The organism is Pseudoalteromonas apostichopi, assembly GCF_030297135.1.
GTDB lineage: Bacteria > Pseudomonadota > Gammaproteobacteria > Enterobacterales > Alteromonadaceae > Pseudoalteromonas > Pseudoalteromonas apostichopi.
Genome location: NZ_AP028065.1, coordinates 1,486,290 through 1,508,586, shown reverse-complemented (window position 1 = coordinate 1,508,586; position 22,297 = coordinate 1,486,290). Strand labels below are relative to the sequence as shown.

Here is a 22,297-nt window from a genome sequence, read left to right as displayed (position 1 = left end):
TGTTTGATGACTTACTTTGCAAATAAGTCGTCAACAGTACCTTGTGCAAGTGGGTGGTAACCCGGACGTGCTTTTAAGTACACATCATGTGCCCAGTCTTTTCTACCGTTTTTAATAAGTGCTTTATAGAGTGGCACAATTAACTTACGGCGACCGATGCCTGATAGATGTTTATCTAAAGCAGGGTAGATAGGTTGATAACCATTACCTACCGCTAGCATAAACCATGCGAAAGCGCGCTCTGCATTAGTTGACTGTGTTAGGTTGAATTGATTATCCAGCTCAGTCATTTTTGTAATGCTTAAATCGCGAGGAAGATTATTTAAAAAGTGTAGCCACTCATGAACTGACCAATCTGCTGTTGGTAATTGGGCTGCACTGATCTCACCGTTTAACCATGTTTTGGTTACTGCATCAACTTTATCGAAGGCATCAGAGGTTGGATTCGGTGCATCGCTTGGTAAACCAGGCTCAAAGATCCATTCATTGACTTTATCCATGCTCACTACGCCAGGATATTTGTCGATAAGGTTGGCTTTTAAGTAAGTAACAAATTGAGCTGTTGTAAGAGACTTAAACGCAAACTGGTCAAAGTAACCTTTTACGAATGGGTCGAACTTGTCACGGCCAAATTTGTTTTCAAGATAAATTAAGAAAAGCTGACCTTTAGTGTAAGGCACTGAGCTAAATGCATCATCAGGATCGCGGCCATTAAGTTTTAAGTTAAGGCGCGTATCTGGTGCTGGCAGAGTTTTAAGTAATGCACGTAAGCCGGCTGCATCAAGCGCTTGTTCCATAACTGCACGGTCACGGCCAAACACTTCTTCCATAATGCGGTTTTCAACGTAAGACGTGAAACCTTCATTTAGCCATAAGTCTTCCCACGTCGCATTAGTCACTAAGTTACCAGACCAAGAGTGAGCAAGCTCGTGAGCAATTAGGTTTACTAAGCTTTTATCACCAGCAACAACTGTTGGGGTGATGAAAGATAAGCGTGGGTTTTCCATGCCACCAAATGGGAAGCTTGGTGGTAGCATTAATAAGTCATAGCGACCCCATGCGTATTCACCATACATAGCGTTAGTTTTATCGATCATCGCTTGTGTGTCGTTAAACTCAGCAACAGATGCATCTAAAATTGTTGGCTCAGCAAAGATACCTGTTTGCTTAGACATGGCTTTAAATTCTAAATTACCAGCACCAATTGCGATTAAGTATGGCGAAATTGGTTGTGGCATATTAAATAAGTAATCGCCGTCTTTATAAAGAGCATCTTTATTATCAGCACTCATTACCGCACGAATGTCTTTAGGGGTGTGAATACGTGCCGAGTATGTTACGCGCATTGCTGGCGTATCTTGTACTGGGATCCAGCTACGAGCATGAATTGCTTGTGATTGGCTGTACATAAATGGGTGTGATTTACTGGCTGTTTGCTCTGGCGTTAACCACTGTAAACCTGAAGCTTCTGGGCGGCTGTTGTAGTAAATACGAGCTTTAACCGCTTGGCTTTTAAATTTAATTGTTAATTTTGAGCCCTTCACGTCATCACGTGCAGCAAGGGTGAAGTCAGCCTTGTGCCAGCTGCCTTTTTGATCTTGATACATTACTTTGTCGATATCTAAATCGCGTGTATCAAGTACTAGCGTTTTGCTTGTTGCATTGTGCCAATCTAGCGTGTGCTCAACAAAACCTTCTAGTTGTTTGTCATCAAAATCAACATCTAAATCTAGTAGTAGGTGAGTGGTTGTTACGTCATCTAAGTTTGCGTAAGTGTGCTGGCTGATTGCATCTGCAGTTGCTTGAGAGCAAGCACCGGCCATAGCAAGACTTAAAAGTAATGGTTTAAACTTCATAATAACCCTGGAACGGAAATGAAAAAGAGCTCGTTTTATAACATGATTAGTGCAGTGGGTTGAGTGATTTTTACAATCTAATGCGTATTTTGCGACGATAGGTTACACTAATGCGATTAGTTACCGGTAACCTTTGAGGCGTTTTGTGGCTCAGTCCCTGCAATCTTTTCATACCTTTTCTTTGCCTAGCCAATGCCAGCATTTTTATCAAATTGATGAAGTGGATCAGCTTTTAAGCACAGACTTTTCTAAGCCATTTTGTATTTTAGGTGAAGGTAGTAATACGGTGTTTTTATCTGACTACCAAGGTTCTGTGATCCACATGAACACGAAGGGCATAGATATAGAGCAGCAACGTGATGGCTTTTTATTGCACATCGCAGCCGGAGAAAACTGGCACCAATTAGTCTCTATGACCGTTGCCAATGAAATGCCTGGGCTTGAAAACCTTGCTTTAATTCCAGGTACTGTTGGGGCTGCGCCAGTGCAAAATATTGGTGCTTATGGTGTGGAGCTTGAAAAGTTTGTTAGTTATGTTGAGTACTTTGATATTGCAACCAAAACGATAAACCGCTTAGCTAAGAATGAATGCCAATTTGGCTATCGTGATTCTATCTTCAAACATGCCTTGAAAAATAAAGCTGTGATCACCCAAGTAGGGTTGCTGTTACCTAAAAAATGGCAGCCAGTGCTTAGTTATGGACCATTGCAACAGCTTTCAGCTCCCTCTCCTCAGCAGGTGTTTGAGCAAATCATCGCAACTAGAAGCAGTAAATTACCAAATCCAAACAAACTTGCGAATGCTGGCAGCTTTTTTAAAAACCCAGTGATCAGTAATGAGCAACTTGCGTTACTTTTAAAACAGTATCCTGAGTTACCTCATTACTTTGTTGATGCTGAGCACCATAAGGTTGCGGCAGGATGGTTGATTGAACAAGCAGGATTAAAAGGTTGTAAAATCGCAGGTATTGAGGTTCATCAACAGCAAGCGTTAGTGCTAGTCAATCATGGTAATAGTACAGGCGATGATTTAATTGCCATGGTAAAACATGTTCAACAACAAGTTTGGCAAAAATATCAGATTGCTCTACAACACGAAGTACGACTGATTAATGCCGTTCATGAGTGTCACATTGAATTAGGAGCTTCATTATGAAAGCACCAGACGGTAATAAGCTCGCTATTTTACATGCTCTGAATACTGGTGGTTTTATTTCTGGTCAGCAATTGGGTGAGCAACTTGGTATTAGCCGCGCAGCAGTGGGTAAACATATTCACTCGTTACAGGAAATGGGGCTCGATATTTTCAAGGTCACTGGTAAAGGGTATTGCCTTAACAATAGTGCAGGCTTACTGAACAAAGATAAAATCGGCCAGTATTATACTGTATTGGGTGGCAGCACCGCTGAGGTCGAAGTGCAGCCAATTATTGATTCAACTAACAGTGAGCTTATGCGCCGTTTGCAAACAGAGGTACCACTGCCATCTGGTAGCGTGTTAGTTGCAGAAATGCAGCAAGCTGGAAGAGGACGCCGTGGGCGCGTTTGGCAATCTCCGTTTGGTGCAAACTTATACTTTAGTTATTTTTGGCGTTTGGATGATGGTTTGCAAGCTGCTATGGGGGTATCTATTGCTGTTGGGCTGGCTGTTTACGATACACTTAAAGCCTTGTACCAATTGGATGTAGAGCTTAAATGGCCAAATGATATCTACTTAAACCGTGAAAAATTAGCAGGTGTATTAGTTGAACTTGATGGTCAACCACAAGGACCTTGCCAGCTTGTAATAGGTATAGGTATCAACTTACATATGCCTGAAAGTGTTAGCCAACACATAGATCAAGCATGGACTGACTTAAGCCAGCATGTAAAGGGGTTAGATAAAAACAAGCTGGTGGCTTATTTGTGCTTTTATTTAGAAAAACGCTTAACCCAGTATCAGCAATCAGGTTTAAACGGTATGTATCTACAGTGGAATCAGTTAAATGCATTTGCAGGCGAGTGCGTTGAGCTAAATACTGGTCATCGAAGCTGGCGTGGCATTTGCGAAGGGATTGATAACCAAGGTGGCGTGCGCATTCGTCAAGATGGCGAAGTAAAAAGTTATTATGGTGGTGAAATTTCATTACGTAAGGCTGAGCTATGAAACTATTAGTGGATGTTGGCAATACCGCAATTAAAGCCGTTTTATTTGATGGTAAGGGTTATCAAGCATGTGAGCTCAGCAATTTACCTTGGTTACAAATAAAAGAGCTGGTATATGCCTGCGTGGGTAGCGCTGAGCTACTTAAACCTTTATTGGCACAGGCGCAGCAACATGCTGTTCCTTACTTTGAAGCAGAGGTGACAGCTAAACTCGCTATGTTAACCTGCGCCTATCAGCAGTTTCAAAACTTAGGAATTGATCGCTGGCTCGCGGTGATAGCTGCGTATGTAGAATATCCTCAGCAAAACTGCATCATTATCGATGCCGGTACCGCAACGACAATCGATGTGCTCAACAAAGAAGGGGCGCATTTAGGGGGCTGGATTTTACCCGGTCTTGATTTAATGACGTCTTCACTTACCCAAAACACGCAGCGGGTATTTGATGATAAACAAATACCCTTTACTACAGATTTAGGGCGTAATACTCCAAATGGTCTAAAAAATGGTGCCATGGTTGCTACCCTAGGTGCAATCGAGCTAGCAAAACAACATCTTAACCAACAAGATTGTCAGCTATTATTTGCTGGTGGCTATGGCAAACTGTTAGCAGATTCATTTATAGATGCTAAATTTGACAGCTTACTGGTTTTTAAAGGGCTGAATTATTGGCATGAAATAGCCACAAAATAGTAAAAGTATGGGTATTTGTCTGAATAGTGAGCGTTTAACACATAAAATCACATTTTTTTTAATTTTATGGTTGCATCACAATAAACCTTACCTTAGAATCTCGCCCCGTACTAAAGCAGTGCCGACTTAGCTCAGTTGGTAGAGCAACTGACTTGTAATCAGTAGGTCATCCGTTCAACTCGGATAGTCGGCACCACTTTCCTTTTACCGGAAGTGACTTAGTAAAGAATTTTCGTGGAGGGGTTCCCGAGCGGCCAAAGGGATCAGACTGTAAATCTGACGGCTCAGCCTTCGCTGGTTCGAATCCAGCTCCCTCCACCACTTTATTCTTGACGGTTAGAGGTAGTTTAAGAACAGGTTCCTATGCGGGCATCGTATAATGGCTATTACCTCAGCCTTCCAAGCTGATGATGCGGGTTCGATTCCCGCTGCCCGCTCCAGACTTCTGGTGTTGCTGATATAGCTCAGTTGGTAGAGCGCACCCTTGGTAAGGGTGAGGTCGGCAGTTCAAATCTGCCTATCAGCACCAGTATCGAGAACTCATCTTAATATCTTCCTTTATCTGTCAGAAAAAACTATTTGAAATTTGAAAAAATTAAATTAATCTACCCTCGGTGGATTATTTTCATATGTAATCTAGATACACAAAACTGATAGGTTCCGTCATGGCAAAAGAAAAGTTTGAACGCGTAAAACCGCACGTAAACGTTGGTACAATCGGCCACGTTGACCACGGTAAAACAACTCTAACAGCAGCAATCACAAACGTACTTGCAAAAGTATACGGTGGTGTAGCTAAAGACTTCGCATCAATCGATAACGCTCCAGAAGAGCGTGAGCGTGGTATCACAATCTCAACTTCACACGTTGAGTACGATACTCCTACTCGTCACTACGCACACGTAGACTGTCCAGGACACGCCGATTATGTTAAAAACATGATCACTGGTGCTGCTCAAATGGACGGCGCAATCCTAGTAGTTGCTGCGACTGACGGTCCTATGCCACAAACTCGTGAGCACATCCTACTTTCTCGTCAGGTTGGTGTACCTTACATCATCGTATTCATGAACAAATGTGACATGGTTGACGACGAAGAGCTACTTGAGCTAGTTGAGATGGAAGTTCGTGAACTTCTTTCAGAGTACGACTTCCCAGGTGATGACTTACCACTAATCCAAGGTTCAGCGCTTAAAGCGTTAGAAGGCGAGAAAGAGTGGGAAGACAAAATCGTTGAGCTTGCAGAAGCACTAGATTCTTACATCCCAGAGCCAGAGCGTGACATCGATAAGCCATTCATCATGCCTATCGAAGACGTATTCTCAATCCAAGGTCGTGGTACTGTTGTAACTGGCCGTGTTGAAGCTGGTATCATCAACGTGAATGACGAAGTTGAAATCGTAGGTATCAAAGAAACTACGAAGACAACTTGTACAGGTGTTGAGATGTTCCGTAAGCTTCTAGACGAAGGTCGTGCGGGTGAGAACATCGGTGCACTTCTACGTGGTACTAAGCGTGAAGACGTTGAACGTGGTCAAGTACTAGCTAAGCCTGGTTCAATCACTCCACACACGAAGTTCACTTCAGAAGTATACGTACTTTCTAAAGATGAAGGTGGTCGTCACACTCCATTCTTCAAAGGTTACCGTCCACAGTTCTACTTCCGTACAACTGACGTAACAGGTGACGTACAGTTACCAGACGGCGTTGAAATGGTAATGCCTGGTGATAACATCAAGATGACTGTAGAACTAATCTGCCCAATCGCGATGGACGAAGGTTTACGCTTCGCTATCCGTGAAGGTGGCCGTACAGTTGGTGCTGGTGTTGTTGCAACTATCGTTGAGTAATCAACTATAGTAATGCATCAAGCATTAAGAAAAACCCGAGCTTAGTCTCGGGTTTTTTTATGGGTGAAAAAGCTATCAGCTGTATGCTTTAAGCCGCTTTTTCATTTCCCTAACGCTTTGTCTAGCTCTTCTCTTAAGCGTGGGCTTTTTAGATTTTCAGCCATAATTTCGGCAACTTTTGCATTACTGCTATTTTCAAGAGTAGTTATTCGTTCTGCTAAATCGGTGGCGAAACTATTATTTCCGTCTCGCATTGCACGGAAAAATTGTCCAATCAGTGCAGTGGCAGAAATATTGCGAACATAATTATTATCGTCCGTTTGTAGTAACTTCTGAAAATGCTCAGCGAGTTTTGGCGAAACGTTTGTTTGCCGAGATAAACTCTCTAGGGCACTAACTCGGATCTTGGCATCATTAGTGTATTCACTGATGCTTATCATGGCATCGATTACTGCATTTGCTTGGCTTTCATCTAGGTCGCGCCTGAGCATGCTTAAGGTCATTTTTAGTTGGCCGTATGCTGCTAAACGCTCATTTTCTGATTTGCTTAAATTAAGCAATGTTGCGAGTGCTTCATTTATCGAAGAGTCAGCATATTGTGGGTCTGCTTTAATGCGTTCGCGGTAGTCGTCAGGTAAATTACTTAGCCAACCAAGAGCAGGGTTTCTCTTTTCAATCTCGGCGCGTCGCTCACTTTCTTGTTGTTCGATTGCTTGCTTTACCAATGAGGCAAGTAGCTCAGGAGCAATGGTTGGAGTTTGATGCTCAAGCTCGTGAATGCGTGTTTCTAGGTCTAAAATATAGCCATGTAAAGCAATGAGATTTTCTCGGTCTTGCTCAGGAATAGCTAACTCTTTTAAGCTAGATTTTGCTGGTTGAATTAGAAAAGGTTTGTCAGTAGGAGTTGATTTTGTTTGGCTATAAATTGATAAGCCCAGTGCAATGCTTGCAAAAACCAACGCAATATTCCCTTGCCAAGTCGACATATCACATCACCCAAATTGCTTTGTAATACTAGCAGATTAAAACAGGCTATTTGTATTATCAATTACTTATATTGATAAAAAAGCGCAGCTAGTTAGCTGCGCTTTTAAATAGAGTTAAAGCTGATTAATGGGCTTTTGCGTATGCTTCGGCTTGTTGCCATACGCGTAGCATATTGCCACTTAAAATCTTTTTGATGTCTTTATCGCTATAACCACGGTCCATTAGACCTTGCACTAGGTTCGGATAGCTAGACACATCTTTTAAGCCAGTAGGTAGAGAGTCGCCTACACCATCGTAATCTGAGCCAATACCCACATAATCGATGCCAATTAGTTCAACTACATGGTCAATGTGATCAAGTACTTGCTCTAAGCTTGCAAATGGGAATGGGTTTTTAGCACGATAAGCTGCGTCAAAATCTTTGCTTAGTTTAGTACCGTCTTTTTTCTTATCGGCTTTTGCAGATTTTAGTTGATCGTACCAAGAGCCAGCTTTTGCTGTAACAAAGCTTGAGCCGAAGTTAATTTGAATAACCCCACCATTCTTTTTCAGCGCCAATAGCATGTCATCATTCATATTACGCTCAAAACCAGGCGTATACTTACGAAGTGACGAGTGTGAAGCAATCACTGGTACTTTTGAAATTTCCATTACTTGGTAAAACGCATCATCAGAAATATGCGAAACATCAACTAGCATACCAATGTTGTTCATTTCTTTTACTAGTTCTTTACCAAATGGGCTCAGGCCTTTCCACTTACGACGAATATCATAAGATGAATCAGAAATATGGTTGCTTTGTGAGTGAGCTAGAGTGATGTAACGTACGCCACGCTCATAAAAATGCTTAAGGTTTTTAATGTCGCCTTCGATAGGCGAGCCGTTTTCCATACCCATAGCAATCGACATTTTGCCTTGTTTAAATTGCTCTTTAATATCGGCAGTAGAGTCTGCAATAGCGAACTTATTTGGCGCGCGTTGCACAATGGCTTCCATAGAATCGATCAGCTGATTTGCTAATTGATAGCTCTTACCTTTGCCTTCAAACTCTAGGTTTGCAGGAATGTAAATTGACATGAAAGGGGCATTCAAACCACCTTGCACTGCACGTGGATAATCAAAGTCTCCGTCGCTTGTGGCTTTTGTTACATCTGCCCATTTGTTATGAATACGGTAAGGCACATCGATATGGGTATCGATTAAAATAGTTTCTTTTGCCAGCTTAATGGCTTTATCTGATGCAGTAACCTGAGCTGCGTTTGCTTGACCAATCAGGGCCAAAGAAACCGCAGCAACCAGTGAGCTTAGTTTTTTCATTTTTAATGGCTCTTTAAGTTAAAAAGTCATTGTGAAGGGTTACTGTATAACTTACAAGTTTAGTCGTTAAACGACGCTTGGTACTCTGGATCGGCTTGCAAAGCGATGAATTCAGCTTTAGAGATAATCGTAACTGACTCATGTAACTCAGAAAAAAACACCATAGCTTCACCACTTTTAAGTTGTTGGTGAACCTGCGCGACCTTGCTTTCAATACTAAACTCTTGTTCGCCGTAATCAGTACCTTCACGTAAAACATAGCTTTCGATTAAATTATGTAGGGTTTCTTTATCAAGGCGGTCGTGAGGAATGATCATAGCTGCTCTTTCTTAATTAATTGTTGAAAATACTCTGGAACAATACTTTCAAGCCAATACTTGGGTTTAAAAGGGTTTTTGCCGCTAATAAAGCCAACATGACCACCTTGTTCAGAGATGCGCAGCGTAACATGTTCACTCACATCTAAGCTATCTGGCACAGCTTTTATTGATAACATAGGGTCATCTTTGGCGTGCACAATAAGCGTCGGCGTTGCAATGCTTTTCAAAAATGGTTTTGCGCTAGCTTGTTGATAATAATCTTCAGCGCCAGCAAAGCCATGTAGTGGTGCTGTGAGCATGTTATCGAATTGCCATAAGTCATCAATCGCCATTAGTTTTTCAGGTGTTAAGTTAATTTGCTGTTCGATTTGTGGCAGCTTTCTTTGCATTGATTTTTTCATACGGTCGAGCAAATACTTTTGATATATTTTGCCCAAGCTTTTGCGAATAACTTCACAAGACGATGACAAGTCAAATGGCGCAGACACAACTGCTGCGCCTGTTAAGTTCGATTTAGCACCTTGCTCACCTAAATATTTTGCAAGCACATTACCACCTAATGAAAAGCCCACAGCAAAAAGCGGGCGTTTTGGAAATTTGCTCTTAAGGTGGCTGATGAAAAAGCGTAGGTCCTCTGTTTCTCCACTGTGATAAGCGCGTGCTAAACGGTTAACTTCGCGTGAGCAGTTTCGAAAATGCATTAACACCACTGCAAAGCCTTGCTGCTTTAGTTTTTTCATCATGCCTTTAGCATAAAAACTATTTATGTTGCCTTCTAAACCATGCAATACAATGGCGAGTGGGGCTTGTTCGTTATGAGGGATTGCCCAAGCTAGTTCTAAAAAGTCACCATCAGGGGTATCGATTGTCGATAAGTCGTAGCGGGTATTATGAAAAGGGCGAAAAAAGCGCGGCATTATGGTTTGTAAATGGCGATTGCGCATCCACCACGCAGGCTTAAACTCAGGTAACATAGCTGACACTTTCGAAACAAAATAAGCGCCTATTGTAGCAAGTTTTTGCTTTTTGAGAACCGCTGCGAGATTTTAGCTATATACAAATAAAAAGCCCCTAAACAATAAATTGAATAGGGGCTTTGTGCGTCGTGCTTAATTCTTACTTAGGAACTTCTGCGTCGTGAACTTTTTTAATAAAGTAACCAACATAGAAAAGGCATAAAACGATAACAACTGCCAAAATGCCGAATGACATAAATAAAACTGGGTCGCTAAAAAAATCTCTGAAGAATACGTTCATGGTTGTGCCTCCTAATGTCTATGAGTTAATCATAGGCTGGCTTGAGGACGGCTGATATGATCCAGATCAAGCAATTTTCCTGATGCTAACTAAGGCGATTTAATAGTTGATTTGGATCAAGTTTAATGGGGGCGTTGAGAGTTAAGCAGAGCGATTGGATGGTCTTTTAATGTTGTTAGCTTGATTTTTAATTAAATGGTAGGAGAAATTTTATCGCTTATCGCTTATCGCTTATCGCTTATCGCTTATCGCTTATCGCTTATATATAGCATTATATTGTTAGTATTAGGACACCGAGAGAGTGTCATACTATTTAATGTGTTTATAAGTAATTGTTGTTGCTGTTTTTCGAGCTTGAGTTCTGCGCTGAGTAACTCTTTGCGAATAGTGGGGTAGTCTGGAAGCTCGGTTTGTATAGTTTTAAGGTAGGCGCGTGTTGCACGTAAGGGTTGTAAAGCGTGCTGGTCAAACTCGGCTATGCATGACTCAAGCTCACTTAGTTGAGGTGGGGTTACAGCAAGCTCTAATGAGTCCAGATAATAAAGCAGTAGGCAAAGGTTCACATTTTTGCCTTGCTGGTTTTGATAGTCTAGTAGCTTTGTTTGCATGCCATCTTTGCTGTAAAGCTGACATGCAAACTGCCAAAATTCCTCGCTGTTAAGCGTTTTCATCGGCAAAGGCCTGCTCTTTTTCTTCAAGCTCTTCAAGTGCCATGAGTAGCTCTTCTTCAACGTCATTTAGCTTCGGGGTTAAGTTTGCTTGTTTACTAAGCAGCTCTGTCAGTTTGGCTTTATTTTCATCATTGTATAAGTCATTGTCAGCAAGTGCATTTTCGATTTCTCCAAGCTCTGTAGAATACTTATCAAGTAGCTTTTCAAGCTTTTCGATTTGCTTTTTCAACGGCTGTACTGACTTTCTAAATTCTGCCTCTAAGCGCTTTTGCTCTTTACGGTTAACGCTTGAATGTGCTTTCGAGGCATTGTCTTCAGTGCTTTTAGCAGCTTCTTTGTTAGCATTGAGTAGCCATTGGTAATAGGCGTCAAGGTCATAACCAAATTGTGTTACTTCGCCGTTATCAACGAGGTAATACTCATCAGCGGTATTTTTTAGCATGTGACGGTCGTGCGATACGGTAACCATAGCACCTTCGAAGCCTTGTAGTGCCATCACTAGGGCATGGCGCATTTCTAAATCTAGGTGGTTAGTTGGCTCATCCAGTAACAGAAGGTTTGGCTTTTGATATACCAGCATGGCTAATACTAAACGGGCTTTTTCACCGCCAGAAAATGGCGCAACTGGCTCAAGTGCTTTATCACCAAAAAAAGCAAAGCCACCTAAAAAGTCACGCAGTGATTGCTCTGGAGCTTGCGGGTTTAAACGTTGTAAATGGGTCACAGCACTGGCTTTTAAATCAAGTGACTCAAGCTGATGCTGAGCAAAGTAACCAATATTTAAGCCTTGATGCTGAAATACTTCACCAGCTTGAGGCTGTAAATCGCCAGCTAATAATTTAATGAGTGTTGACTTACCCGCGCCATTACGGCCAAGCAGGGCGATGCGACTACCTGGAACAAGATTTAGCTTGATGCTATGTAAAATGGTGATGTCGCCATAACCTGCTTTGGCTTGGTCGAGTGTCATTAATGGATTTGGCAGGGCCGTTGGCTCAGCAAACTCAAAATCAAAGGGTGAGTCAACATGGGCTGGGGCCAATTTTTCCATACGCTCTAGCGCTTTTACGCGGCTTTGTGCTTGCTTAGCTTTACTGGCTTTTGCTTTAAAGCGAGTAATAAACTTTTCAAGGTGAGCAATCTGTTCTTGTTGTTTTTCGAACATCGCTTGTTGTTGTAATAAGCGCTCTGCTTTTTGACGTTCGAATTGCGAGTAGTTGCCTTTATAAACGTTTATTTTTTGTGAGTCTATGTGCCAAATTTGGTCAACCACGGCATCGAGGAACTCTCTGTCATGGGAAATGAGCACCAGAGTGCCTGTGTAGGCCCGTAAAAAACGTTCTAACCAATACACGGCATCTAGGTCTAAGTGGTTGGTTGGCTCATCCAGCAGCAATAAATCGGCATCACGTATAAGCGCTTGCGCCAAGTTTAAGCGCATACGCCAACCACCCGAAAAGGCGCTCACCGGGTTGTCTATTTGCTCATTACTAAAACCTAAACCGTGTAACAGTTCGCCGGCTTTTGCTTCAATGCTGTAGCCTTGAATATGTTCTAGGCCAATATGTGCTTTAGCTTGCGCATCGCCATCATTATTTTGCTCAGCTTCGCGTAGTGCAATTCTTAGCGCGTAATATTCAGGATGGCCTTGTAATACATAATCGAGGGCACTGATTTCGAGCGCGGGTGTTTCTTGCTTTACAGAGGCTATTGACCAGTCTTTAGGAATTTGGCATTCACCGGCATCGAGTTGCAATTCAGACTTTAATAGCGCGAACAGCGTTGATTTACCACAGCCATTAGCGCCAACAAGGCCGACTTTATGCTCTGGGAATAAGGTTGCAGAGGCACCTTTTAATAAGGCGTTACCACCACGTAGAAGTTCGATGTCTGAAATTTGGATCATGAAAGTTTACTTGCACAGCACTAATTAAATTGCCGCTATCATAACACGGATCACATTAGGCTTCGCAATCGTATCAAACAGAGAGTTATTAGGCTAAAATAGCCACCTACATGCCACGGGAGATCATCTATGAGACAAAAGAAACGCTTTATTGCTGGCGCATCATGCCCTGAGTGTAAGGCTATGGACACTATGATGCTTTATAAAGAACATGATGTGGAAAAAGTGGAGTGCGTACAGTGTGGCCACAAAATGACGCAACCAGAACAGGCTGTGCAAGCCTCAACACGCCAATTTGAGCAAGTGATTGGTGTATTTAAGCCGGGCGATTAATTCCCGGCTCTATCCTACCTAATTAATAGTGCGGCGGTGGCGGCTCTTGCATTTGCGACATCAAAGAAGGCTGTTGTGATTCTTTGATCTTCTCTGCAAGTAACTCAGTCTGGCGTTTCATTTTTGCCAACTGCTGTTGGTGCGCTTTAAGCTCATCATTCAATATTTCAATTGTTTCATCTTGAAAAGCGACTTTCGCTTCAAGTTCCATTAGACGATTTTCAATTGTATTCATTTGATTCTCTTAGATTAAAACTTTCAGCGAATCCGCTGGAGCTTTCGGTTAATAACGCTTGGTTGTTATCAGTAAACGCAACATCTAACACCACGGCTGATTTCGGGCGGCTTCCTTCACGAGGAATAACTTGCCACGTTTGTAATTTTTTACCAGACTCAAGCTGCCATAAATCGACTAATCGATTGGGTGAACCGGTGGCAATTAAAGTGCCTTCATCGTTAAAACGGACGGCGGTAAAAATTTTCTGACGCGCAATATACGCCAGTTTGCTAACAAGATCACCTGTAGTCAGCCGCCATACATTTGCTTGCTTCATACTGTCTGCGGTAAATGCGTAACGACCTTGTGGATCAAGGGCGACTTGAGTAACGCGACTTGGATGATTAAAGCGATGGATCACCTGCCCTGTACGAGTATCCCAAAAGTAAGCAACGTAGTCATTTGAACCACTGATGGCGTAGTGGCCGTTAGGTGATAGGTCAACAACATTAACTTTTTCTTGATGACCAAGGAACTCTATGCGCCTTCCACTCTCTAAGTCGAGGTAAACGACTACACCGTCGGCGCGGCCGTATAATACGCTGCGCCCTTGGTTACTTATCGCGATATCTCTAATGGTTGAGGCGTGAATTTTGTAATAACCTGTGTTGTTTCCCGTAGCAATGTCCCACACTGCGAATGTGGACTTCTCGGCGGTAACAGCATGGCTATTGTCGTAAGAAAGAGCTACGGTGTGAACGAGGCTATCTTGAGCTTGTTGTTGGAACCATTGGTATTTTAACACTTGCTGTTGATTATCCCACAGTGCAACCCCATGGTGTATTGATGAGATTAGGCTGTATTTGCCATCGTGCGAAAGCGCGGAAGCAAATGCTCCTCTAGCCGCATGCTCATAGCGTGCAGTAGATTGCTCATGTTGCTCAGAGCAGCCTGCAACTAAGCAAAGGCTGAGCAGATACAAAAAAGTACGAAATATCGACATATTACGAGTATTTCCCCTTAACTCTTAGTGATTGAGAGGTTAGACTAGGTCTCGTTGAAGGCCTAGGTTGTTAGTCTAATCGCTGATCATGCAATTGCATGACGTTAGTTATTAGACAAGCAGCCTACCATGTAGGTCGTTAATCTTTAACTAGTAATAATACAATAATTGACAACTGCAAAGTGTGTCGGAGATATAAAATGAGAAAGACGATTAAATTGTCATTGATTGCAGCGTCAGTTTTAGCGCTAACAGCTTGTAATCAGGAAGCAAAAAAAGAACAGCAAGTTGAAGTTAAACTAGAGACTGAAGCTCAACAACAAGCATACGGTATTGGTGCGTCGGTTGGTAACTTCCTAAACCAAGATCTTGCAGATAAAAAAGCACTGGGTGTTGAACTAGACGAAGCACTTCTTAAGCGTGGTTTTGAAGACGCACTAGCAGGTAACGCTAAACTTGATGACGAAAAAATTCGTGAAGTATTAACGGCGCTTGATCAAAGCATTCGTACCAAGCAAGAAGAAAAAGCGAAAGTAGAAGCTGAAAAGAGCAAAGCTGAAGGCGAGAAATTCCTAGCTGAAAACGCGAAGAAAGAAGGCGTTACTGTAACTGAGTCTGGCTTACAGTACGAAGTAATCACTGAAGGTGAAGGCGAAAAGCCAGTAGCAACTGACGTTGTTAAAGTACATTACAAAGGTACTTTAATTGACGGTACTGAATTTGATAGCTCTTACTCACGCAACGAACCAACAACGTTCCCACTTAATCGTGTGATCCCTGGTTGGACTGAAGGTTTACAATTAATGCCAGTTGGCTCTAAGTACAAGTTCACGATTCCATCTGATCTTGCATACGGTGAGCGTGATCTTGGTAAGATCCCAGCAAACTCAACGCTTGTTTTCGAAGTAGAATTACTTGAAATCCAAAGCGATGATAAAGCTGTTCCAGCTGAGTAATATTTAACTCACTAGAAAAGGGCCTATAGGCCCTTTTTTTACGCGTGAAGTTTATTAACTAAATGCCGCTTCTTTCATTTTTAATGTGCCATTATTTGCATCAAGCTCAACCAAAGTGCCAACAGGTAAAATAAATTGGCGTTTAATATGGCCAATCATGGCTCCACGATAAGCAGGAATTCCCAGCGGTTTTATATGATCTGCAAAAATATCGTCAAGGGTTAATGAGCCATAACCTCGGCCAGGCCTACAGTCATTACAATCACCAAATACAAAGCCTGCAATCTTATCAAGTGCGCCCATGAGTTTTAGTGTACTCATCATTCTGTCAATTCGATACGGCGCTTCATCGATATCTTCTAAAAATAAAATTACGCCATTAAAGTCAGGTAAATAGTCCGAACCTGCAAGGGCAGTCAGCACCGTTAAGTTGCCACCTATTAATTGTCCAGTAGCTTTACCTGGAGTAATCGTTTGGGTCAAATATTGTGTGTTAACTAACTCATCATCGGCTTTTGGTAAGTTTTGGAAATACATCAGCTTACGCGCTTCGAACATGTTCTTAAATTGCGCTACGTGAAAAGGGTTCCAGTCACTTGATGCATTTGGGCCATGAAAGCTGATTAATCCAGCTTGAGAGAGTAACGCGTTGTGCAGAGCAGTAATATCCGAATACCCCATCAGTGGTTTTGGATTGTTACGGATCATCGCGTAGTCAAGCAAAGGTAAAATACGGGCGGCCCCTGAACCTCCACGTAAGCACAAAATGGCATCAACTTCTTTATCACTGAATAAGCTATTCAAATCGCCAGCTCGCATTGCATCTGTGCCAGCTAAGTGCCCTCGTCTTGCCAGAATGTTTGGTGCAAGCTTAGCCTTGTAGCCTAATGCTTCTATAACGCCCTTTGCTAGTACGATATCAGCCTGCTGCGCGGTGGCTGCTGATGGACTGCACACACCTATAGTGCCTCCCTTTGCCAGTATTTTTGGCTTTATTAATGTTTGGGTACTGCTATTTTGTGCAGCCATTAAGGGAGTTGATGTTAGACTTGCGCCTGCTGCAAGGATTGAGAGTGACTTTAAAAATGACCGTTTATTCATAGCGAGCCTCATGTTTTTATAGTATGAGTATCGCATTGAAAAAAATATTTCAAATATTTGTTACGAAATGGAATAGATGATTCTTTTGGAGATGGCAAAAAGAAACTTTCAGCAGAGAGTATTTCTCTGCTGTGTAACTGATGTTAGCTGGTGTGATTTGAATATAAGTTGTCGATTAACTCATCTTCTAATTCAAAGCGTAATTCAAGGGCTTCACCTAACGTTGATAAGTCTTTATCAAACTCATCAAGCAGGTCGTCTTGCTCTACTTCTGCGTATTTGTCGTTAAAATCGAGTGCTACATCTGTGGTTTCAGAAATGCGAGGATATAAGGTATTAGCCAACTTTTGGCTATCAGGGCCTTTTTCTTCACACGCTTTGGCAATGTCGTCGTAAATTTCGAAATGGCCAGCAGAAAGGTAATCCATCAGAATTTGGCAAAAGTTTTGAATTTGCAGTTGATCAGGAAGGGCGTGATCTTTCTTTTCATACGGTGAAAAGCCTGCAATACGGCAGAACAACACAAGCAGCTCTTGACGTTCTGTAAGCCATTTGTCGATTACAGAGTGACTACCGCCCCACTTTTGTTGAGCTTTTTCCAAACGCGTCAGCATATTTCATCTCCTCGCTGAGTAGGTTTTCCTTTGTATATATAAAAAGGAAATATGACACAAAGATCAACTAAATTCTTAGTGTCTAATTGCAACAGATTGTAAAAGTCATCCTAAAGGCATATTTTTTAGCATTGAATAGGCTAAGAAGCACCCTTGTTTTTTAGAGTGGACTTTTTTTTCTCTAATTGCAGTGTATGGGAATTGATTCAAAACTACTAGTATTAATTTTGCAATTTTTATCTAAGGAATGGGTGTGTAAATTACTGATTTAGAAAAGAAAAAACCACCAAAGTTGGTGGTTTAATTCTTTTTCTAAGACTTGTTAAACAAGCGTTCTTATTATTATGGGAAGATTGTTGTTCTTATTGTTATAAGATTTTTATTATTGTTTTTGTTAACGCGGGGTAAGTTATACCAAGCTTTTTTGGATGTTGCAAATTTATTAATGAAAAGTTTTAAATTTATTTTGTTTTTGTGCAAAAAACGCACGGTAGGCTTAGACTGGCTTAAAAAACATGATCTATATCTAGCCTTGATTATCTATCCATAGTGAGACGCGCAATATGGTGATACAATCTGCTCAATTTCATTCAGTTCTAGGATTCTATACGCATGAGCGAATTAAAAAACGATCGTTATTTACGTGCACTACAAAAGCAACCTGTTGATGTCACACCGGTATGGATGATGCGCCAAGCTGGCCGCTATTTACCTGAATACCGTGCTACACGTGCCCAAGCAGGCGACTTTATGAGTTTATGTAAAAACGCTGAACTTGCTTGTGAAGTAACGTTACAGCCATTACGTCGTTATCCGCTTGATGCTGCAATTCTATTCAGTGATATTTTAACTATTCCTGATGCTATGGGCTTAGGTCTTTACTTCGAAACAGGTGAAGGTCCGAAATTTGAACGTCCGATTTCTTCATTAGCAGATGTTAAAAAAATCCCAAATATCGATCCAACTGATGAGCTTGGTTATGTGATGAATGCGGTAAGTACGATTCGCCGCGAATTAAAAGGTGAAGTGCCGTTAATTGGTTTCTCTGGTTCACCTTGGACACTTGCAACTTACATGGTTGAAGGTGGTAGCAGCAAAACATTCGGTAAAATCAAGAAAATGGCTTTTGCAGAGCCGCAAACCCTGCACCTATTACTTGATAAATTAGCTGACTCAGTGATTGACTACTTAAACGCGCAAGTTAAAGCGGGTGCGCAATCGTTAATGGTATTTGACTCATGGGGCGGTGTATTAAGCCCACGTGACTACAATGAGTTTTCATTACAATACATGCACAAGATTGTTGATGGCTTAATTCGTGAATACGATGGCCGTAAAGTGCCAGTGACGTTATTTACTAAAAATGGCGGTCAGTGGATTGAAGCAATTGCAGCAACTGGCTGTGATGCAGTAGGCCTAGACTGGACAATTAACATCGGTGATGCAAAACGTCGTGTTGGCGATAAAGTAGCGCTACAAGGTAACATGGACCCAGCCATGCTGCATGGCACGCCTGAGCGAATTCGCCAAGAAGTTGCGACTATCCTAGAAGACTTTGGTACAGGCTCTGGCCATGTATTTAACCTAGGTCATGGCATTACACCAGATGTAGACCCAGAAAACGCAGGTGTATTTATCAACGCCGTTCATGAATTCAGTGGTAAATACCACAAATAAGCAAAAGCTAGTCATAAAAAAGCCCGCATTAAGCGGGCTTTTTCGTTACTTAAACAAACGATTTAAACCATTTAATGCGGCTACGCGATAGGCTTCAGCCATGGTCGGGTAGTTGAACGTGGTATTTACAAAGTAATCAATGTTATTACCGCCGTTCTTTTGCTCCATAATTGCTTGGCCGATGTGAACGATTTCAGAGGCACGCTCACCGAAGCAGTGCACGCCAAGTACTTCTTTGGTATCAACATGGAATAAAATCTTTAAGCTACCTACCTCAGTGCCCGCAATTTGCGCACGCGCTAAATGCTTGAATTGAGCACGACCTACCTCGTAAGGGACTTTTGCTGCTGTTAACTCTTGCTCTGTTTTACCGACTGAGCTCATTTCAGGAATTGTATAAATACCTGCTGGAATATCAATGATCAGCTTCTCATCACAGTTACCACATGCAATCGCATCGGCTGCAATACGGCCTTGGTCAAATGCCGCACTGGCAAGACTTGGGTAACCAATTACATCACCGACAGCATAAATGTTGTCGACTTCTGTTTGGTATGTTTCATTCACTCTAAGCTGGCCACGACCATCCGCTTTTAGGCCAACAGCTTCAAGATTGAGTGTGTCTGTGTTACCAGTACGACCATTGGCAAATAAAATACAGTCAGCTTTTACGCGCTTACCTGATTTTAAGTGCATTACCACACAATCATCGCGAGTTTCTACGCGATCAAACTCTTCATTATGACGAATAACAATACCGCTATTCCAAAAGTGATAGCTTAGAGCATCTGAAATTTCTGCATCCATAAAGGCCAGTAGGCGGTCGCGGGTATTCACCAGGTCAACCTTGGCACCTAAGCCTTTAAAAATAGAGGCGTATTCACAACCAATCACACCGGCACCATAAATCAGCACACGATGAGGGTCATCTTCAAGGCCTAAAATCGTATCGCTGTCGTATATACGTGGGTGTTTAAAGTCTACACCCGGTGGACGGTAAGGGCGCGAGCCAGTAGCAATAACAATCGTTTGTGCGGTAAGAGTTTCAAACGAACCGTCTAGGTGCGTCACTTTGATAGTGTGTTTATCAATAAACTCAGCATCACCTTGATACATATGAATGCGGTTTCGCTCATAAAAGCTGCTACGTAAATTAGATTGCTTTGAAATGACGTTACTTGCGTGGCGCAAAATATCTGGGAAAGTTAAGCGGTTAGGGCGCTCACTAATATTAAAAAGCGGGTTTGCTTTATATTCAATATAACGGCTCACAGAATGACGTAATGCTTTTGACGGGATAGTACCCCAGTGAACACAACCGCCGCCTACTGCTTCTTGACGCTCAATAACAGCGACTTTTTTGTTGCTTTTAGATAGGTTCATGGCGGTACCTTCACCGCCAGGACCTGTACCTATGATGATCGCATCATATTGATAAGATGGAGTATCTTTTTGCTTTACTTGTTGTTTGGCCACAGCCGCTCCTATGTTAACTAAAAGAGGCTTTTAACAACCTCGCATTTAGTGCAAGCCAAGCCTGCTTTTGGTTTTCCCAAGCGGCTTCAAGCTCATGATATTGTGTCATTAATGCTGATTTTTCGCACTGCTTCATCATTTTATTTCGTTTGATTTCTAACACGCGTTTTTGCAGGGCACAGAAGTGTTGCAGTCTTTTCAGCAGTAAATCGTACTCAGATTGTAATAATGTAAGCTTATCTTGCGCTAAAGGCAATTTTGCGAGGCGACCTTGGGTCTTATTCATCAAGGTTTCTGCTTTGGCTTTTTCAATTCGCTCAATAGGTGTGCGCTTTAATTTTGAAGCAAGGCCAATTGCAGCTAAAGAGCGGATCATCCACTTCGTTGGATCATAGTGATACCACTTAATGCCGTTACGGTAGTCGCTTGCAAAAATGTGGTGGAAGTTATGATAGCCTTCACCGTAAGTGAATAGCGCTAAAAAACCATTATCACGCGCCGTGTTCTTTTCTGTATATGGACGTGAGCCCCAGATGTGTGCAAGTGAGTTGATAAAAAACGTAAAATGCTGGCTTAATACTAAGCGCAGTAAACCAACCAGTAATAACATCCCCCATACATCACCAAGCATTAAACCTAGCAATAAAGGAATACCAAAATTAGTCGCGACGACTAACTTCATATAATGGCGGTGCTGCCACATAACAACTTTATTTTTTTGTAAGTCGCGACAGTTACTATAGTTCCCGTATTGCTCGCCTTGATAATCACGTAACATCCAACCTATGTGGCTATACCAAAAACCATTTGTGGCGGCATATGGGTCTTTGATTGGATCATCGACTTGACCATGATGAATACGGTGATCGCTACTCCAGTGCAACGCACTATTTTGCAGAGCAAAAGCACCGCCTAAAGCAAAAAATACTTCAATAACAGGGTGCACATCATAGGCTTTGTGTGCCCATAAACGGTGATAACCAGCAGTAATAGAAAGTCCGGCGTAGAACATACAGCCAACGAAGGCTATCCACTGTGTACTGGTGTATCCGTAGCTAAAGCCATACCAAGGAACAAGGGTGATCGCGGCCAAAAATGTAAGGCTAAAAAATAGCACATTGGTCCAAATAATCGGTGGTTTTTTCATCTGAATAAATCTCGGCGTACAGTTGTACGCTAAAATAGTGTTTCATTCTCTCCGCGTCAAGTATTAGACTGTCTCATTAACCGAAAAAATTATTAAAAGTTCACTCTGGGAGTTTCCATGTCGGGTGTTAGAGCGCAACAGAAACAAAAAACACGACAAGCACTGATCGAAGCAGCATTCAATCAATTGAGTGCTGATCATAGTTTTTCTAATTTAAGCTTGCGTGAAGTTGCCCGCGAAGCAGGGATTGCACCAACTTCTTTTTACCGTCACTTTAAAGACATGAATGAGCTCGGATTGACCATGGTTGATGAAGCTGGTTTAACACTTCGCCAACTTATGCGCCAAGCTCGCCGTCGTATTGAGAGTGGCGGCAGTGTGATCACCACATCAATCGTTACCTTTATGGAATTTATAGATAACTCAAGCAACCAATTTAGATTGTTATTGCGAGAGCGCTCAGGGACTTCAAAAGCATTTCGTGCCGCGGTTGCTCGTGAGATTAAACATTTCATTTTAGAACTAGCACATTATCTTGAAAGCGAAACACCATGCGATCCAACTCATGCATATATCCAAGCTGAAGCTATGGTGACTTTGGTATTTAACGCCGGTGCCGAGGCCCTCGATATTGAAGGGGCGCAGCGCGAAGAGCTGGTTGAACGCCTGATCTGGCAATTACGTTACATTGCGCGCGGTGCCACTTTATATGTACGTGATAGTAATCAATCTCAAAAGTTAATCTAAGCAATAGAAGCTTTACCGTCCGAAA

22 protein-coding genes and 4 tRNA genes are annotated in these 22,297 nt (G+C 42.1%); 12 read left to right on the top strand and 14 right to left on the bottom strand.

The window, feature by feature from the left end:
* Window positions 1-11 precede the first annotated feature (11 nt).
* The gene (locus tag QUE86_RS06770) at window positions 12-1,856 is read right to left on the bottom strand and encodes a M1 family metallopeptidase (protein WP_286260063.1); all 1,845 of its coding nucleotides are present in this window, start codon (window positions 1,854-1,856) and stop codon (window positions 12-14) included.
* Between the two features lie 145 nt (window positions 1,857-2,001).
* On the opposite strand from QUE86_RS06770, the gene murB reads away from it, so the two are divergent.
* The 8 genes from murB to tuf all read left to right on the top strand — a co-directional run bounded on the left by murB (window position 2,002) and on the right by tuf (window position 6,543).
* Window positions 2,002-3,012 (top strand): UDP-N-acetylmuramate dehydrogenase, encoded by a 1,011-nt coding sequence (gene murB / locus QUE86_RS06765; RefSeq protein ID WP_286260062.1) that lies wholly within the window; start codon window positions 2,002-2,004, stop codon window positions 3,010-3,012.
* On the top strand, window positions 3,009-4,001 hold the full coding sequence (gene birA, locus QUE86_RS06760) for a bifunctional biotin--[acetyl-CoA-carboxylase] ligase/biotin operon repressor BirA (RefSeq protein ID WP_130050283.1): 993 nt from the start codon (window positions 3,009-3,011) through the stop codon (window positions 3,999-4,001). The genes murB and birA overlap by 4 nt, the downstream gene beginning before the upstream one ends.
* A complete protein-coding gene (locus QUE86_RS06755; protein WP_167658231.1) occupies window positions 3,998-4,693 on the top strand; it encodes a type III pantothenate kinase in 696 nt (231 codons plus the stop codon). The genes birA and QUE86_RS06755 overlap by 4 nt, the downstream gene beginning before the upstream one ends.
* A gap of 120 nt (window positions 4,694-4,813) precedes the next feature.
* Window positions 4,814-4,889 (top strand) — tRNA-Thr (locus tag QUE86_RS06750).
* Window positions 4,890-4,929: 40 nt separating this feature from the next.
* Window positions 4,930-5,014, top strand: a tRNA-Tyr gene (locus tag QUE86_RS06745).
* 44 nt (window positions 5,015-5,058) lie between these two features.
* Window positions 5,059-5,133 (top strand) — tRNA-Gly (locus QUE86_RS06740).
* A gap of 13 nt (window positions 5,134-5,146) precedes the next feature.
* Window positions 5,147-5,222 (top strand) — tRNA-Thr (locus QUE86_RS06735).
* A gap of 136 nt (window positions 5,223-5,358) precedes the next feature.
* Window positions 5,359-6,543, top strand: a complete 1,185-nt coding sequence (tuf, locus tag QUE86_RS06730; RefSeq protein ID WP_054564107.1) for an elongation factor Tu — start codon at window positions 5,359-5,361, stop codon at window positions 6,541-6,543.
* Window positions 6,544-6,644: 101 nt separating this feature from the next.
* Here tuf and QUE86_RS06725 read toward each other — a convergent pair whose 3' ends face one another.
* The 7 genes from QUE86_RS06725 to QUE86_RS06695 all read right to left on the bottom strand — a co-directional run bounded on the left by QUE86_RS06725 (window position 6,645) and on the right by QUE86_RS06695 (window position 13,001).
* Window positions 6,645-7,529, bottom strand: a complete 885-nt coding sequence (locus tag QUE86_RS06725) for a hypothetical protein (protein WP_167658449.1) — start codon at window positions 7,527-7,529, stop codon at window positions 6,645-6,647.
* A gap of 124 nt (window positions 7,530-7,653) precedes the next feature.
* Window positions 7,654-8,847: a dipeptidase gene (locus QUE86_RS06720; RefSeq protein ID WP_167658448.1), complete on the bottom strand. Its 1,194-nt coding sequence runs from the start codon at window positions 8,845-8,847 to the stop codon at window positions 7,654-7,656.
* A gap of 59 nt (window positions 8,848-8,906) precedes the next feature.
* Window positions 8,907-9,164: a YheU family protein gene (locus tag QUE86_RS06715; protein WP_167658447.1), complete on the bottom strand. Its 258-nt coding sequence runs from the start codon at window positions 9,162-9,164 to the stop codon at window positions 8,907-8,909.
* Complete coding sequence (locus tag QUE86_RS06710) at window positions 9,161-10,141, bottom strand: hydrolase (RefSeq protein ID WP_130050288.1); 981 nt, start codon at window positions 10,139-10,141, stop codon at window positions 9,161-9,163. The genes QUE86_RS06715 and QUE86_RS06710 overlap by 4 nt, the downstream gene beginning before the upstream one ends.
* A gap of 142 nt (window positions 10,142-10,283) precedes the next feature.
* A complete protein-coding gene (locus QUE86_RS06705; RefSeq protein ID WP_074989877.1) occupies window positions 10,284-10,424 on the bottom strand; it encodes a DUF3149 domain-containing protein in 141 nt (46 codons plus the stop codon).
* A 245-nt stretch (window positions 10,425-10,669) separates the two neighbouring features.
* Window positions 10,670-11,095 (bottom strand): TIGR02444 family protein, encoded by a 426-nt coding sequence (locus QUE86_RS06700; protein WP_286260057.1) that lies wholly within the window; start codon window positions 11,093-11,095, stop codon window positions 10,670-10,672.
* The gene (locus QUE86_RS06695) at window positions 11,082-13,001 is read right to left on the bottom strand and encodes an ATP-binding cassette domain-containing protein (RefSeq protein WP_239977954.1); all 1,920 of its coding nucleotides are present in this window, start codon (window positions 12,999-13,001) and stop codon (window positions 11,082-11,084) included. Before QUE86_RS06695 ends, QUE86_RS06700 begins: the two co-directional genes overlap by 14 nt.
* Before the next feature lie 129 nt (window positions 13,002-13,130).
* Here QUE86_RS06695 and QUE86_RS06690 point away from each other — a divergent pair, with 129 nt between their 5' ends.
* Window positions 13,131-13,334: a YheV family putative zinc ribbon protein gene (locus QUE86_RS06690; protein WP_054562906.1), complete on the top strand. Its 204-nt coding sequence runs from the start codon at window positions 13,131-13,133 to the stop codon at window positions 13,332-13,334.
* Window positions 13,335-13,356: 22 nt separating this feature from the next.
* On the opposite strand, the gene QUE86_RS06685 is transcribed toward QUE86_RS06690, so the two are convergent.
* Together QUE86_RS06685 and QUE86_RS06680 are read right to left on the bottom strand one after the other, a co-directional pair.
* Window positions 13,357-13,569 carry a SlyX family protein gene (locus QUE86_RS06685; RefSeq protein WP_130050291.1) on the bottom strand — a complete coding sequence of 71 codons (213 nt, stop codon included), beginning with the start codon at window positions 13,567-13,569 and terminating at the stop codon, window positions 13,357-13,359.
* A complete protein-coding gene (locus QUE86_RS06680; protein WP_130050292.1) occupies window positions 13,556-14,554 on the bottom strand; it encodes a WD40 repeat domain-containing protein in 999 nt (332 codons plus the stop codon). The genes QUE86_RS06685 and QUE86_RS06680 overlap by 14 nt, the downstream gene beginning before the upstream one ends.
* Window positions 14,555-14,754: 200 nt before the next feature.
* Between QUE86_RS06680 and fkpA the strand changes: the two genes are divergently transcribed.
* Window positions 14,755-15,510: an FKBP-type peptidyl-prolyl cis-trans isomerase gene (gene fkpA / locus QUE86_RS06675; protein ID WP_130050293.1), complete on the top strand. Its 756-nt coding sequence runs from the start codon at window positions 14,755-14,757 to the stop codon at window positions 15,508-15,510.
* Window positions 15,511-15,564: 54 nt separating this feature from the next.
* Here fkpA and QUE86_RS06670 read toward each other — a convergent pair whose 3' ends face one another.
* Both QUE86_RS06670 and rsd read right to left on the bottom strand, forming a co-directional pair.
* Window positions 15,565-16,611, bottom strand: coding sequence for a S66 peptidase family protein (locus QUE86_RS06670; protein ID WP_286260053.1), 1,047 nt, complete (start codon window positions 16,609-16,611; stop codon window positions 15,565-15,567).
* 143 nt (window positions 16,612-16,754) lie between these two features.
* Window positions 16,755-17,225 (bottom strand): sigma D regulator, encoded by a 471-nt coding sequence (gene rsd, locus QUE86_RS06665; protein ID WP_130050294.1) that lies wholly within the window; start codon window positions 17,223-17,225, stop codon window positions 16,755-16,757.
* A 612-nt stretch (window positions 17,226-17,837) separates the two neighbouring features.
* Here rsd and hemE point away from each other — a divergent pair.
* Complete coding sequence (hemE, locus tag QUE86_RS06660) at window positions 17,838-18,902, top strand: uroporphyrinogen decarboxylase (protein ID WP_130050295.1); 1,065 nt, start codon at window positions 17,838-17,840, stop codon at window positions 18,900-18,902.
* A 45-nt stretch (window positions 18,903-18,947) separates the two neighbouring features.
* On the opposite strand, the gene sthA is transcribed toward hemE, so the two are convergent.
* Together sthA and QUE86_RS06650 are read right to left on the bottom strand one after the other, a co-directional pair.
* A complete protein-coding gene (sthA, locus tag QUE86_RS06655) occupies window positions 18,948-20,378 on the bottom strand; it encodes a Si-specific NAD(P)(+) transhydrogenase (RefSeq protein ID WP_062564769.1) in 1,431 nt (476 codons plus the stop codon).
* Between the two features lie 13 nt (window positions 20,379-20,391).
* Window positions 20,392-21,525 carry an acyl-CoA desaturase gene (locus QUE86_RS06650; RefSeq protein ID WP_130050296.1) on the bottom strand — a complete coding sequence of 378 codons (1,134 nt, stop codon included), beginning with the start codon at window positions 21,523-21,525 and terminating at the stop codon, window positions 20,392-20,394.
* Between the two features lie 117 nt (window positions 21,526-21,642).
* Between QUE86_RS06650 and fabR the strand changes: the two genes are divergently transcribed.
* Entirely contained in the window at window positions 21,643-22,272 is a 630-nt protein-coding gene (gene fabR, locus QUE86_RS06645) for an HTH-type transcriptional repressor FabR (protein WP_130050297.1), read from the top strand.
* The last annotated feature ends 25 nt before the right edge of the window (window positions 22,273-22,297 follow it).

Bases quoted from the DNA above. Each gene is read 5' to 3' on its own strand.
- QUE86_RS06770 (WP_286260063.1), bottom strand. From the start codon at position 1,856: ATGAAGTTTAAACCATTACTTTTAAGTCTTGCTATGGCCGGTGCTTGC.
- birA (WP_130050283.1), top strand. From the start codon at position 3,009: ATGAAAGCACCAGACGGTAATAAGCTCGCTATTTTACATGCTCTGAAT.
- QUE86_RS06755 (WP_167658231.1), top strand. From the start codon at position 3,998: ATGAAACTATTAGTGGATGTTGGCAATACCGCAATTAAAGCCGTTTTA.
- tuf (WP_054564107.1), top strand. From the start codon at position 5,359: ATGGCAAAAGAAAAGTTTGAACGCGTAAAACCGCACGTAAACGTTGGT.
- QUE86_RS06725 (WP_167658449.1), bottom strand. From the start codon at position 7,529: ATGTCGACTTGGCAAGGGAATATTGCGTTGGTTTTTGCAAGCATTGCA.
- QUE86_RS06720 (WP_167658448.1), bottom strand. From the start codon at position 8,847: ATGAAAAAACTAAGCTCACTGGTTGCTGCGGTTTCTTTGGCCCTGATT.
- QUE86_RS06715 (WP_167658447.1), bottom strand. From the start codon at position 9,164: ATGATCATTCCTCACGACCGCCTTGATAAAGAAACCCTACATAATTTA.
- QUE86_RS06710 (WP_130050288.1), bottom strand. From the start codon at position 10,141: ATGTTACCTGAGTTTAAGCCTGCGTGGTGGATGCGCAATCGCCATTTA.
- QUE86_RS06705 (WP_074989877.1), bottom strand. From the start codon at position 10,424: ATGAACGTATTCTTCAGAGATTTTTTTAGCGACCCAGTTTTATTTATG.
- QUE86_RS06700 (WP_286260057.1), bottom strand. From the start codon at position 11,095: ATGAAAACGCTTAACAGCGAGGAATTTTGGCAGTTTGCATGTCAGCTT.
- QUE86_RS06695 (WP_239977954.1), bottom strand. From the start codon at position 13,001: ATGATCCAAATTTCAGACATCGAACTTCTACGTGGTGGTAACGCCTTA.
- QUE86_RS06690 (WP_054562906.1), top strand. From the start codon at position 13,131: ATGAGACAAAAGAAACGCTTTATTGCTGGCGCATCATGCCCTGAGTGT.
- QUE86_RS06685 (WP_130050291.1), bottom strand. From the start codon at position 13,569: ATGAATACAATTGAAAATCGTCTAATGGAACTTGAAGCGAAAGTCGCT.
- QUE86_RS06680 (WP_130050292.1), bottom strand. From the start codon at position 14,554: ATGTCGATATTTCGTACTTTTTTGTATCTGCTCAGCCTTTGCTTAGTT.
- fkpA (WP_130050293.1), top strand. From the start codon at position 14,755: ATGAGAAAGACGATTAAATTGTCATTGATTGCAGCGTCAGTTTTAGCG.
- QUE86_RS06670 (WP_286260053.1), bottom strand. From the start codon at position 16,611: ATGAATAAACGGTCATTTTTAAAGTCACTCTCAATCCTTGCAGCAGGC.
- rsd (WP_130050294.1), bottom strand. From the start codon at position 17,225: ATGCTGACGCGTTTGGAAAAAGCTCAACAAAAGTGGGGCGGTAGTCAC.
- hemE (WP_130050295.1), top strand. From the start codon at position 17,838: ATGAGCGAATTAAAAAACGATCGTTATTTACGTGCACTACAAAAGCAA.
- QUE86_RS06650 (WP_130050296.1), bottom strand. From the start codon at position 21,525: ATGAAAAAACCACCGATTATTTGGACCAATGTGCTATTTTTTAGCCTT.
- fabR (WP_130050297.1), top strand. From the start codon at position 21,643: ATGTCGGGTGTTAGAGCGCAACAGAAACAAAAAACACGACAAGCACTG.